This is a genomic window from Microcystis sp. LSC13-02, from assembly GCA_002282935.1.
Classification (GTDB): Bacteria; Cyanobacteriota; Cyanobacteriia; order Cyanobacteriales; family Microcystaceae; genus Microcystis.
The window spans coordinates 1-12,428 of the sequence record MTBT01000318.1; the positions used below are offsets into that span (position 1 = coordinate 1).

Genomic DNA, 12,428 nt, shown 5'->3' on the forward strand with positions numbered 1-12,428 from the left:
CATTTTAGCATATATTTGGTAAATGCGCTAGTATTTAACGGTAAAGCCGTCGTAGAACGACGGGGTTTCAGACCCAAAATTTTCGATGACTTTCTGACTGGGTTAAGGTTTGAGGGAACTTGTTCTCTCTTAATCCGTCACGGGATGGTCAGAAAGAGAAATCCTAAAAATTATCCTAACCACTCAGTCGATTACCCCACGCCATAATACAATTGTTGCTTTGACGAGGAGAATAGCAATTTTGAACGCCAAAAAAACGGGAATTTTCTTGACAATTGCCCTAAGTTGTGCTTTAGCGGGGAAAGTAGCGATCGCTAATACTTCCCCTTTGGAGGGGACTCGATGGAAACTAAGGGGTTGGACAGCCGGAAGTTTGGTCAAAGAAACGGAAATTACTGCCGCTTTCCAGAAAAATATCCTCAGTGGTTCGGCCGGATGCAACCAGTATAATACCGGCTATCAAGTCAATAATGGCACGTTCCAGATCAAACAAGCGATCGCTACTACCAAAAAAGCTTGTCCGGAACCGCAGATGAAACAAGAAAATCAATATCTCGCTGCCTTGCAAGGAGTGGAACAATTCCAAGTGACAGCTAAAGGCGATTTACAATTATTTTATCGTACTCCCGAAGGTTTAGGAATCCTCACTTTTACCCCCGCACCGACCACCACGCGCACGGAAAAGACAATTTATATCAATTCTAGGAAACAACCCTGTGGCCAAGGCCCAACCAAAGACTGTTTACAGATGCGAGAAAAACCAGAGGAAAACTGGAGATTGTTCCCTAATAGCATCGAGGGATTTGATTATAAACCAGGATTTTTATATCAAATTAAAGTTAGCGTTGAAACCGTCTCCAATCCAGCTAATAATCAAAATTCGGAAACATGGAAGCTATTAGAAGTTATTAGCCAAACCCCAGAAAAAGAGACTCCGCGAGCTTGGTTTGATCGACCGTTAACTAATTGGAATAAAGCCAAGGCACCTATCCCCAAATCTCCCGTTAAAACCGTGATCGATAACCAGTGTCGTGAACAGGTTCGTCCGGCAATTACTGCCAATGATCAAGCGCTTAATAAAGCAGGATGGTTACTGTACGGAGCCGTGCAAACCTATGGTAAAACTAGCGTTATTTCGGCCATGAGTGGAGTGGATGGAATGTGCCGACCGATGGGTTATCAAGACTTTGTTTTTGTCGATGGTAAATTCGCTGGCACTCTTTCCCCGCGACCGATGGATTCCCGCGCTGATGGAGCATCTCAGAGAATTGTTTTACAAAATAGCGATCGAATTATTGTGGTTTTTAATCGCTATAAAGACACGGATCCTCTCTGTTGTCCTTCCCAATTAAGTCGCGTTATTTATCAAATCGAAACAGTCAGCGGAGTGCCAGTTGTTGTTCCCAAAGAAGTGGAAACAGAAGCGGTGAGAAACTAATTCAGTTATCAGTTATCAGTTATCAGTTATCAGTTATCAGTTATCAGTTATCAGTTATCAGTTATCAGGGAGATAGGGAGAAAAAGACTGGCAGTTAATAGCTTCCTTTTTTATTATATCTCCCGCAAAAGTGAGTTTTTAATCGCAGACTTGCTCTTAAAGTCCTTAATTTAACGATTTTTCCAGAAAAAGATCGCTTTTCTACTGCCAGGAAATAATCTATTTCTTTACTTCTTCTCCTGACTCGGAGAATACTGGCTCTTGACTCCTCACTTAACGGAAGATTTTTGATTTATGCAGCAGGTTTAGTGATTAGGCACTGATACTAGATAAGTAGTTATAGAATTCTAATAACTCCTCATTAGTTAGCAGTAAACGGGACTTTTTGCCATAGGTAGAAATCAGGTATTCCCGACCTTTTTCTGTAGTCCAAGCTAATCGTTTCATCTCCACATCAATTTTAGTTTTAAGAACTGAATAATCGATTTCTTCGGGAATAACAACAACTGGTTCTGGTTCTGGGGGTTCTTCTTCAGTTAAACTCGCTTCTTCTGGCAATTCTGATAATAAGGAGTAATTATCGGTTTCCATTTCTAATAATAAAGGCTCTGGTTCTGGTAAAGGAATATCCTTAACTGGGGGTAATTCCGGTTCAATTTTAGCTGGGGGAATATCCTTAACTTGGGGTAATTCCGGTTCAATTTTGGCTGGGGGAATATCCTTAACTTGAGGTAATTCTGGTTCAATTTTAGCTTCAGGACGAGGTATTTCAGTGACTTTAGCCGTTTTGGTCGATTTTTTGGCACTAGCGACGGGTTTAGGTAAATCTTCTGGTAGAGAAATATTATTGGGGCTGATTTTTTCCACAAGCTGGAGATCGGGGGTGCTTTCAGCCTCTAAAAGCAGTAAAGCTCGTTCTCTGGCTCTATCTTCGGCTATTTCCACCGTATCTGCCGCAGCTAAACCTGTAACGACCGTTTTTCCCTCAATTTCGACGATCGCTTTCACAATATACTTGCCGTGATCGATTTGAACTAACTCACTAATCAGGGCAACTTGGGGGTAACGTTGGCGTAACTTTTGCAGCATGGTGACTTTTTCGAGTTCTTTTGTACTTATATTAGAATACTCTATCGCAATTCTGGAAAAATGTAGCAAGTTCTTGCTAAGATTAAAGGTTAGATAAAATTTTCAGTTCTAGGATTAGCCTTGCCCACAGTAACAAGATTCTACTAGGCTGAAGCTTCTGCCAGAAAGACTAGCGATCGCCGAAAAGTTTACCGGTGTTCGCTATTGGCTTATACTAACGAAGGCTTCGATAGGTTCGGGTGTTCGATGCTTGGTCAGTTTACCTTCACTGTCACCACCAGCGATCGCAATTAGCCCGATAGAGATAATCTCTGGAGTCAATGGTTTAAATCAATCTTCTCATTATTAAGTATTTAAACTTAATTATTCACGATTCCGTCAGTGTCTTGTAAGTAAGGATTATTGTCAGATGGACTTCTCGATCGCCACACTCCTCTCTCATCTTAGTGATGATAAATTAGCTACGGGTAAACTTCTCGAAAAAAAACTGGGCTGCGAAGACGATCCCGAAAGCTGCGAAAAATTGCAAGTGATTCTCGATGCTTTAGAACGTCTGGGAATGGTTGCCAAAGAACGCGGGCGCTATCGTCGTGTGATCGAGGAAAATATCGTAGAAGCAAAGCTGCGCTGTTCCAGTAAAGAATTTTGCTTTGCTATCCAAGATAGCGAAGATGCTGATGACATCTACGTCTCGAAAAATCATTTAAGTAACGCTTGGAATGGCGATCGAGTTTTAGTCAAAATCATCCGCGAGGGGACCCGTCGTCGTTCCCCGGAGGGAGAGGTGAGATTAATTCTCGAACGAGCTAATCCTTCGCTTCTAGCGCAAGTAAAACAGGAAAATGAGCAGTTTGTGGCGGTTCCCCTGGATGATCGCCTGAAATTTACCCTTAATCTCCTCGAAAATGGTCAAAACCTCCAAGAAAACATCGATCACCTCGTTCATGTTTCCGTCCTCCGTTATCCCCTAGGGGAAATGCCTCCCATCGGTAAAGTTACTCGCGTTCTCGGTTCCACGGCCGAGGCCGCTGCCGACACGGATATCGTCTCCTGTAAACACGATCTACCCCATAATTTTCCGCCGGAAGCCCTTGAAATTGCCGATAATTTAGCGGATTTCTTCGATAGTGGCGAAAAAGAACAACTGCGAGATTTAACCCCACTCTTCACCTTTACCATCGAAGATGACAACCCCCTGGATTATCCCCCAATCATTGAAAATGCCTTTTCTTTAGAGAAAATCAACCAAAATCGCTGGCGAGTCGCCATTCATATCAGCGATGTAGTCCGTTACATTGAACGGGGCGGATTATTGGATAAAGTTGCCAAAAAACGGGGAACTGCCGTCTATTTAGGCGAAAAAGTGCTGCCATTAGTCCCAGCTGCCGTTACCAGTCGTTGTTCCCTGTCACCGCAAGAACAGCGCCCCGCTATTTCTATCCTCGTCACCCTCGATGACAAGGGGGAGCTAGTGGAGTACGAAATCACCCGCAGCCTCATCCAAGTGGATCAACATTTTACCTATCAACAGGTGCGCGATCTGCTCAGTGAAGAAGATAGCGAAGCTGCCCCCACCGATACCGTTGAAACCCTGAAAGATTTATTTTTTAGCGTTTGCCCCACCCTAAAATCCCAACGTCTGCAGCGGGGTAGTTTTGATATTCAATTAGACAAAATCTCTCCCTACAAAGACGAAGGACGGGGGGGGACTGTTCTCGCTTCTAATAATTTACCGGCCCGTTCTTTACTGACAGAAGTGGCAATTTTAGCCGGCAAAGTCGTCGCTGAACATTTGCAAGCTTTAAACTTACCCTGTATCTACTGTGGACAATCGGAACCGGATTGGGATGAATTGGAGGATTTACTCAAATTAGCCAATAATTTAGGGGCAGAATTAAATTTAACTGCCGAGGAGGAGATTAAACCCAATGACTATCAAAATCTCACCCGCATTTTTTCCACTTCCACATCGGTGAAAGTCCTCAATTATCTCCTGCAAGAAACTCTCAAATTAGTTAGATATAGCAGCCATCCTTTACACCATTTTGGTTTGGCTTATCCTGGCAATTATACCCACTGTCTATCACCCCTGCAAAGATATGCCGATCTTTGGGTACAACGGGTGTTAAAAATCTTATTAACAGAGGGGAAAGATCGCCGCAGCAAAATCGTCAAAGTCGGGGTTAATTTGGGCAGTAATAGCTGTCATGGACAGATTCATTGGAATATTCTACCAAGTCAAATTCAGGAGGAGTTAGAAGAAGAAAGTCACCTAATTGTTTCCCATCTCAATGATCGCTCAAAAATTGCTGAAGATGCGGAACAAGACCTAGAAGGATTGAAAAAAGCCGAGAAAATGAAAGAAAAAATGGGTCAAGTTTTTCGCGGCTTAATTACCGGTGTACAATCCTATGGTTTCTTCGTGGAAATTTCCGATTTATTAGTGGAAGGGTTGGTTCATGTTTCTTCTCTCAAGGATGATTGGTATGAATATCGCGCTCGTCATAGCTGTTTGGTAGGACGGAAAAATCGCGTTGCCTATCGTCTCGGTGATGAGGTAGAAGTGGAAGTAAAAGATGTAGACTATTATCGTCAGCAAATCGATCTAGTTACGGTTAGCGGTGGCAGTTCAGCAAGTTATGACGACTTAGAAGAAGATTAATTATGAATCAACCAACCACCGAAAAAATCGGGAAAACCCGCTTTATTCTGCCCTTTTTATGCGGTATTTTTCTCTTTTTAACTGGCTGTGTCCGTTACGATGTGGGCATTAATTTCCCCCACCAACACCACGGGGAAATTATTCAACATATCACCCTCGGACAACGTTTAACCAGTCTCAGTCAAACCGAAGCCACTAAATGGTTAAATAGTATCGAACAGAGGGCAAAATTACTTAAGGGGAAAACCGCTCATATTTCCGAACGAGAAATAATTGTGACTATTCCCTTTAGTAATGGTCAGGAATTAGAGGAAAAATTCAATCAATTTTTTGATCCTAGTTCTTCCTTTAAAATCAAAAATTCCGCCGATACTGATGATCTTAAGTTATTGCAACTAGATTCAAAACTGGCAGTTACAGAACAAGATTGCTTCTTTTTGACTCAGAAAAACTTAAAATTAACCGTTGATCTGCGGGCTTTAGGTGTACTTTCTGAACAGGGAAATATTATCGTTAGTCCCGGTTCTTTAGTCGCTATCGACTTCGCTTTAAATACTCCCTTAGCTGGTCAAAATATTGAAGATGACTCAGGATTAAATCCCCCGGTAGAAAAAGTTGATGATCAGTTAATTTGGCATTTAAAACCGGGAGACATTAACACCATTGCGGCAGCTTTTTTTGTTCCTAACTATTTAGGTATCGGCACAATAGTTATTGTTTTAATAACAGGTTTTGCCTATTACTTGAAATATAAACGCTTGCCCGGTGTATCCCCATCGACTTAAATTGAGAGGGCAAGTAAGTAGTTAGGTGTTAAAAACTGTCAGACACCCCCCTTATCAAGGGGGGATCGAACCCAAAATTTATCTTCAATTTAATTATAACCAGCTACTTATTGCCCAAAATTTAATGATCAATGAGGGGAAAATTAGCCAACTCTAAAACTGATCTAAAAATTGGCCAGCAATAGGGAAAATCTTGGCTAGGATCAAATTATAGTCACAATTGAGACTATACGGGTTTCCCTTTTTTACTTTATTACTGGCAATTACAGTTATGGTTAGCAATATTCCCTTTTCTATCCCCGAACATAGCCTCGATCGAGATTGTACCACCCTCTCCCGTCACGTCCTGCAACAACTACAAAGTTTTTCCCCCGACGCGCAGGATTTAAGCGCAATTATGAGTCGAATTGCCCTAGCGGGGAAATTAATTGCCCGTCGTCTCAGTAAAGCGGGATTAATGGCGGATGTACTAGGTTTTACTGGAGAAACAAACGTCCAAGGGGAATCAGTCAAGAAAATGGACGTTTTTGCCAATGAGGTATTTATCTCGGTTTTTAAGCAAAGTGGTTTAGTTTGCCGTCTTGCTTCCGAGGAAATGGATAAACCCTATTATATTCCAGAAAACTGCCCCATCGGTCGCTATACCCTACTCTACGACCCGATCGATGGTTCTTCCAATGTGGATATTAATCTTAATGTCGGTTCGATTTTTGCCATCCGTCAACAGGAAGACAATGATTTAGACGGAGAGGCGCGGGATTTACTGCAAAATGGTCGTAAACAAATAGCCGCCGGTTATATTCTCTATGGACCGTCGACTATTTTAGTTTACTCGATCGGTCGCGGTGTTCATGCCTTTGTCCTTGACCCCAGTTTAGGGGAATTTATCCTCGCCCAAGAGAATATTATTATCCCTGATCATGGGCCGATTTATAGTACCAATGAGGGCAATTTTTGGCAGTGGGATGAGGCAATTCGCGACTATACCCGTTATGTCCACCGTCATGATGGTTACACGGCCCGTTACAGTGGGGCATTAGTGGGAGATATCCATCGAATTATAATGCAGGGTGGTGTTTTTCTCTATCCGGGTACTGTTAAAAATCCCCAGGGAAAATTGCGCTTAATTTATGAAACTGCCCCCCTTGCTTTTTTAATTGAACAGGCAGGAGGTAAAGCTAGTGATGGGGTGACAAATCTTTTAGATATCGTTCCCGATAAATTACACACCCGCACACCTTTAGTGATCGGTAGTGTTGAAGATGTTAAATTGGTGGAGTCTTTTATCGCCGATCGCCGTCATCGCGATGGAGTTTAACTTATAGTTTTATTTAGAGATATTGACATGGATTTACAATATCTGAAGTGGACTAAAAATGTAAGGCGACACGATGGTACATGGGCATATCGGGAATATAAGGTTTCTAATTCCTTCAAACTGGCATGGAAAGATGATGAAGTCAATGCCAATAAACCCGAAAAAGATAGTTTGATACTACTCAGACAGCGAGGGTATGTTACCCATTTAGTAAAAGTTCTCGACTGCAAAGCCGAACGTGAAATTGGCAAGGATGATTATGACATCTATCGAATTGTTAAGGTGCTTTGGGCTATTGATTTTGATAATCCACCTGTATCAGCCAAAGCAGATGCGATGTTTGATTATCGAGTCAGGTATCAGGGTGGGAAGGTGATGGAATTGGAGAAGTTACCAACTTTCAGACAGCGTTGGGATGACGATGGCGGTTTGGGGGGATTCCAAACTTACATTCAGAATTTATTGGGGCTGTCAAGCAATGACTAAGAGCCTTGTTAAGCTTGTGTTATAGTATTGAGCAGATATAGGGCAACCGCTATGACTGCTATAGTTCAGGAACTTTTAGATACCTTTGACCGCTTGACAGACTCAGAGCGCTCAGATTTGCTATTAGAGATTCTGAAGCGGACAATTCACCTGGATTTTCCGCCCTTATCTGATGAAGATCTAGTCCTCAATGCCGAGGGAATTTTTCTAGAATTAGACGATCAGGAAGCTTCCTATGGATAGCCCTGATCGTGGTCAGGTTTGGCTGGTTGATCTGGGTTATGTGGCCAAAGTCAGACCCTGTTTGGTTATCAGTATTCCTGCGCGCAATCAAGAGCGTGCCTTAGCGACTCTGGTTCCACATACAACAAGCTCTCGTGGTTCAAGATTTGAAGTGAAAGTCCAAGCTCGCTTCCTTAGAGAAGGAGTCTTTGATGTACAAAACATCGTTACAATTCCCCATGCAAAGCTTTTGCGTAAATTAGGAAATCTGACATCTGAGCAAATGATGGAGGTTGAGAATGCGTTACTTTTTTGGCTAGGGTTTGAAGAGAGGAATGATCAAGAAAGCGAAGATTAGTCTGTGCGCTAGTTGCAGCGGAAACATAATCAATAGTTAGGGTTTGCGGCAAAAAGTTTTTCGTGGGGTGTGGGGTGTTTAGGTTTATTCAGCAATCCCTAAATACAATCGAATCCCTTTGGGATAATTATTCTAGTATGAGAACATGGATTGTTCTTAAGGAGCTATCTAAATCATGATGATCACTACAGAAGATTTGCTGTTATCTTTGCCGCTAGTTAGCAGTGAAGAAATGTTAGCTGAAATAAGTTTTTTAAAAGCAGATTTAGAAAGACTATTTACTTCCGATCAATCCCTTAATTTACCCAAGGAATATCAAAATGATTATTTAAAAATTACTGAAGTTATAGAAAAAATCAGAGCAGCTCAAACTCCACCTCAAGCGGAGAATATTTATTCTCTTGAATATCAACCAATAACAAAAAAGTTTCAAGCTAAGTATTGTGAATTGTTGTCTGCTGATAGCTTAAAAAATGGCCTATTATGATAATTATTTACAGGGTTTTATCGAGTTAATTCGAGTGAAGAAAATACTGTTAAATGCTTTATTAAAATCAACAGATAAATCCGCTCAATATAATCGTATTTGCTTCGGTCTTACCATCCTCTCAGAGATAATAATAGAAAAATATATTGGCTATTTTCCCCACAACTCCCTAGAATCTTTTAAGATGATCGCCAAGGCTTTTTTAAATGATCCTAGCTTGCAACCAGAGAAAACAAGTCAGTTTAAGCAAGTTTTAATCTCTTTAAAGCATACTGCTAGGGCAATCCTCTGGCAAATACAAGAATACGAAAATCAAGAAACTAAACCTCTCAATTGGACAGACTTTTATACCTCGAATAAATCCGATACTGATCAAGTGCAGAAACAAAAAAATCAGCCAGCAATCGCATGAGCAAAATCTCGCTTAGAACAGTTAGAAAATCTGATAAAAGTTAAGGGATGGGATTAAAAGAGTGATTGTAATTCTGGACTCTAATCAAAGAAAAATATCCCAATCGTCGGGTTATTATTGCTACCAAAAATATCAAAGATTTCCAAAACATTACTGATTGCTCCCTCTGGCAAGATATACATTATTAAAGCGAAACCGCTTGTTTTTATTTTTTCAATAATAATTATAGATCCAAAACAATCTATCTGTCACAGGAGAAATCCCCCCATAATCTTGAGAATTTTTTGATAAATTGGCACTCGATCGAGGATAATTAGGGTTCTTCGGTTTGTGTTATGCAATGGACGGGAGTTATAAGGGGTGAAACCCTTATATAGAAAGACATTGCTTCGATTTTTGCCAATTGTTGCCCCCTGATCGAACCATACCAAGTAACGAAGAACCATAATTAGAAAAAGTATTTTGACTCATAACCAAATCTAATCAAGAAGCCCAGTGACGATTCCCCTCCTAGAGTTGTTTGTATTCGCCACCGTTTTGTGCGGATTTTTGGGAACATTCCTGAAAAAAAACTTAATCATGAAGATTATCGCCATGGATGTCATGAGTACGGGCGTTATCGCCTACTATGTGGTGATAGCTTCCCGTGACGGTTTATTTACTCCCATCCTCGGTACAGTTAAACAACAAAATTACGCTGATCCTGTACCCCAAGCAGTGATTTTAACAGCGATCGTCATCGGTTTTTCCATTCAGGCGTTAATGCTGGTGGGAGTAATGAAATTAGCCAAAGATAACCCCACCCTAGACAGTGCTGAGATTGAGAAGAATAATACACCATGAATACTTTAACGATCGCTTGGATAAGTTTACCCTTTTTTATCGGCTTTATCATCTATTTATTGCCGCGATTAGACAAATATCTGGCTATTGCCACCACTGTTATCTCTCTCGCCTATTCTCTCCTTCTGTTTAGCCAATCCTCCCCCATAACCCTCAACCTACTGGATAATTATGGCGTGAGACTGGTAGCCGATCAGTTAAGTGCCTATTTTATCCTCACCAATGCCCTGGTGACGATGGCGGTGATCTTTTATAACTGGGAAAGTAGCAAAACCGCCTTTTTTTACGCTCAAGCTATCATTCTCCACGGCAGTATTAACTCTGTCTTCGTCTGTGAAGATTTTATTAGCGTTTACGTTGCCCTAGAAGTAATTAGTATTGCCGCTTTTCTGGTGATTGCCTATCCTCGCAGCGATCGCTCTCTCTGGGTTGCCCTGCGTTATCTGTTTATCAGCAATGTGGCGATGTTATTTTACCTTATTGGCGCAGTTTTAGTCTATAAAGCCAATAATTCCTTTGCTTTTGCCGGTTTAAAGGACGCACCTCCCGAAGCCTTGGCTTTAATCTTCATGGGATTATTAGTCAAAGGGGGAATCTTTGTCTCGGGATTATGGCTACCGATGACACACTCGGAATCGGAAACCTCCGTCTCGGCGCTGATGTCGGGGGTGGTGGTAAAAGCCGGCATTTTTCCCCTCCTGCGCTGTGCTTTAATCCTAGAGGATTTGGATGTCCTAATTCGGCTTTTCGGGGTGCTAACGGCGATTTTTGGCGTATCCTATGCAGTGTTTGAAAAGGATAGCAAGCGGATGTTAGCCTTCCATACTATTTCCCAATTAGGTTTTATTTTAGCCGCCCCGGTAGTCAGTGGTTTTTATACCCTTACCCACGGTTTAGTTAAATCTTGCCTATTTCTGTTAGCGGGAGTTTTACCCAGTCGCAATTTTAAAGAATTGCAGCAACAATCGCTCCCTAATTCCCTCTGGATTGCCCTAGTGGTTGCTAGTTTTTCTATCTCTGGATTCCCCTTATTATCCGGTTTTGGGGCAAAAGCGTTAACGATGAAAAATTTAGTCCCCTGGCAAGAGATTATGATCAATCTTGTGGCGGTGGGGACGGCGATTTCCTTTGCTAAATTTATCTTTTTACCCCACGCAGGTGGCGAAAGTAAACAGAAGCTAACTATCGGTTTCTGGATAGCAATAATTCTGCTCCTTGCCGCCCTATTTTTATCCAATGCCGTCTATGTGGAAGCTTATAATCTACCCAATATTATCAAAGCTTTAGCGGTCATCGGTGCGGGGTGGTGGTTATATCTGGGAGTTTTCAAAAAGTTATCCCTGAAATTATCGCGATCCTTGGAACAATTTGATAATCTCGTCGGCATGATGAGTGTAATGTTAGTTCTATTGTTTTGGATGGTTTTAGCATGATTGGACATATAATTCTGCGTTTAACTATGTGGTTTTTGCTCACCGCTAATTTCACACCTGCTAATATTATGATCGGGGTAGCTATTGCTTTTCTTTTGCCTCGTAATTTCGCCTCTAGCGAAACTTTAGGCGATTGGTTAAAGGTAATAATTAAAGTTTTGATGGCTATTCCCCAAGCTTATATGGAAGCGTTTGAAATTATCTTTCGTCCCCACAAGGAAGAAGAAATTATTTTAGAGAGAATTTCAGGTAAACGTTCACCCAGATTGGCTTTTTGGGACATATTTCTCATTACTTTTACCCCGAAAACTATCGTCACCGAATATAAGGAAAATGAGGGTTATGAAGTTCATCTAATTAAACGGAGTAAACAGGGATGAATATTGTTCTCATTGCCATGATTGTCGCCCTATTAATTCCCCTTTATGAAGTGGCAAAAAATGATGACATCTGGCAAAAAATGGCCGCCTTTGCCAGTGCTTCCAGTAAATCATCGATTATTATTCTAGTAGTTTCAGTTCTGCGGGATGATTGGATGATTGGAGTGGTAGCCGTGATTATTCTCAGTGTCGGTAATGCCGGTTTTATGTTATTAGCACAAATTCTTAAACGACTGAACGAATCATGATTAACATTTTGAGTTATATCTGTATCGCTATCGGAGTTTTTTTCTGGTTTTGGGGAACGGCGCATCTTTTAGACAAGCGCTCGGTATTATATAAATTACACGGTCTATCTGTGGCTGATACATTAGGTTCCATGGCGATTATTTTCGGGCTACTTTTGAAAGTTCCCCAAAATTGGCCTTTATTATTATTGGCAATAATTTCCTTAGCTATCTGGAACACCATGTTAGGCTACGTTTTAGCTTATACTTCTAGCGAGCGAGAGTAAA

17 protein-coding genes are annotated in these 12,428 nt (G+C 41.3%); 15 read left to right on the forward strand and 2 right to left on the reverse strand.

Going from position 1 to position 12,428, the window contains the following annotated elements; all coding sequences use genetic code 11:
- Window positions 1-207, forward strand: a 207-nt coding sequence (locus BGL89_RS19730; protein ID WP_286827223.1) for a hypothetical protein, incomplete at its 5' end; no start/stop codon positions are given.
- Window positions 208-241: 34 nt separating this feature from the next.
- The gene (locus BGL89_RS19735; protein ID WP_286827224.1) at window positions 242-1,438 is read left to right on the forward strand and encodes a DUF4377 domain-containing protein; all 1,197 of its coding nucleotides are present in this window, start codon (window positions 242-244) and stop codon (window positions 1,436-1,438) included.
- 312 nt (window positions 1,439-1,750) lie between these two features.
- Here BGL89_RS19735 and BGL89_RS19740 read toward each other — a convergent pair whose 3' ends face one another.
- Window positions 1,751-2,527 carry a slr1353 family protein gene (locus BGL89_RS19740; RefSeq protein WP_286827225.1) on the reverse strand — a complete coding sequence of 259 codons (777 nt, stop codon included), beginning with the start codon at window positions 2,525-2,527 and terminating at the stop codon, window positions 1,751-1,753.
- A 409-nt stretch (window positions 2,528-2,936) separates the two neighbouring features.
- Between BGL89_RS19740 and BGL89_RS19745 the strand changes: the two genes are divergently transcribed.
- From BGL89_RS19745 to BGL89_RS19780, 8 genes are all read left to right on the forward strand, one after another.
- Window positions 2,937-5,189 carry a ribonuclease R family protein gene (locus tag BGL89_RS19745; RefSeq protein WP_286827226.1) on the forward strand — a complete coding sequence of 751 codons (2,253 nt, stop codon included), beginning with the start codon at window positions 2,937-2,939 and terminating at the stop codon, window positions 5,187-5,189.
- Between the two features lie 2 nt (window positions 5,190-5,191).
- Complete coding sequence (locus BGL89_RS19750) at window positions 5,192-5,974, forward strand: DUF3153 domain-containing protein (protein WP_286827227.1); 783 nt, start codon at window positions 5,192-5,194, stop codon at window positions 5,972-5,974.
- 271 nt (window positions 5,975-6,245) lie between these two features.
- Window positions 6,246-7,292: a class 1 fructose-bisphosphatase gene (fbp, locus tag BGL89_RS19755; RefSeq protein WP_286827228.1), complete on the forward strand. Its 1,047-nt coding sequence runs from the start codon at window positions 6,246-6,248 to the stop codon at window positions 7,290-7,292.
- A gap of 27 nt (window positions 7,293-7,319) precedes the next feature.
- The gene (locus tag BGL89_RS19760; protein WP_286827229.1) at window positions 7,320-7,778 is read left to right on the forward strand and encodes a hypothetical protein; all 459 of its coding nucleotides are present in this window, start codon (window positions 7,320-7,322) and stop codon (window positions 7,776-7,778) included.
- A gap of 51 nt (window positions 7,779-7,829) precedes the next feature.
- Entirely contained in the window at window positions 7,830-8,021 is a 192-nt protein-coding gene (locus tag BGL89_RS19765) for a hypothetical protein (RefSeq protein WP_002734063.1), read from the forward strand.
- Window positions 8,014-8,358 (forward strand): type II toxin-antitoxin system PemK/MazF family toxin, encoded by a 345-nt coding sequence (locus tag BGL89_RS19770; RefSeq protein WP_002752537.1) that lies wholly within the window; start codon window positions 8,014-8,016, stop codon window positions 8,356-8,358. The genes BGL89_RS19765 and BGL89_RS19770 overlap by 8 nt, the downstream gene beginning before the upstream one ends.
- A gap of 175 nt (window positions 8,359-8,533) precedes the next feature.
- Window positions 8,534-8,845 carry a hypothetical protein gene (locus BGL89_RS19775; RefSeq protein ID WP_286827230.1) on the forward strand — a complete coding sequence of 104 codons (312 nt, stop codon included), beginning with the start codon at window positions 8,534-8,536 and terminating at the stop codon, window positions 8,843-8,845.
- Complete coding sequence (locus tag BGL89_RS19780) at window positions 8,832-9,257, forward strand: hypothetical protein (protein ID WP_286827231.1); 426 nt, start codon at window positions 8,832-8,834, stop codon at window positions 9,255-9,257. Before BGL89_RS19775 ends, BGL89_RS19780 begins: the two co-directional genes overlap by 14 nt.
- Window positions 9,258-9,505: 248 nt before the next feature.
- Here the strand turns inward: BGL89_RS19780 and BGL89_RS19785 are convergent, their stop codons facing one another.
- Window positions 9,506-9,703, reverse strand: coding sequence for a hypothetical protein (locus BGL89_RS19785; RefSeq protein ID WP_286827232.1), 198 nt, complete (start codon window positions 9,701-9,703; stop codon window positions 9,506-9,508).
- 49 nt (window positions 9,704-9,752) lie between these two features.
- On the opposite strand from BGL89_RS19785, the gene BGL89_RS19790 reads away from it, so the two are divergent.
- From BGL89_RS19790 to BGL89_RS19810, 5 genes are read left to right on the forward strand one after another with little or no spacing between them, the layout of a single operon-like run.
- On the forward strand, window positions 9,753-10,100 hold the full coding sequence (locus BGL89_RS19790; protein WP_286827234.1) for an NADH-quinone oxidoreductase subunit K: 348 nt from the start codon (window positions 9,753-9,755) through the stop codon (window positions 10,098-10,100).
- Complete coding sequence (locus BGL89_RS19795; RefSeq protein ID WP_286827235.1) at window positions 10,097-11,533, forward strand: cation:proton antiporter; 1,437 nt, start codon at window positions 10,097-10,099, stop codon at window positions 11,531-11,533. The genes BGL89_RS19790 and BGL89_RS19795 overlap by 4 nt, the downstream gene beginning before the upstream one ends.
- Complete coding sequence (locus BGL89_RS19800; protein WP_286827237.1) at window positions 11,530-11,913, forward strand: Na+/H+ antiporter subunit E; 384 nt, start codon at window positions 11,530-11,532, stop codon at window positions 11,911-11,913. Before BGL89_RS19795 ends, BGL89_RS19800 begins: the two co-directional genes overlap by 4 nt.
- Entirely contained in the window at window positions 11,910-12,161 is a 252-nt protein-coding gene (locus BGL89_RS19805; protein WP_002739224.1) for a hypothetical protein, read from the forward strand. Before BGL89_RS19800 ends, BGL89_RS19805 begins: the two co-directional genes overlap by 4 nt.
- Window positions 12,158-12,427 carry a monovalent cation/H(+) antiporter subunit G gene (locus tag BGL89_RS19810; RefSeq protein ID WP_158199043.1) on the forward strand — a complete coding sequence of 90 codons (270 nt, stop codon included), beginning with the start codon at window positions 12,158-12,160 and terminating at the stop codon, window positions 12,425-12,427. The genes BGL89_RS19805 and BGL89_RS19810 overlap by 4 nt, the downstream gene beginning before the upstream one ends.
- Window position 12,428 lies beyond the last annotated feature (1 nt).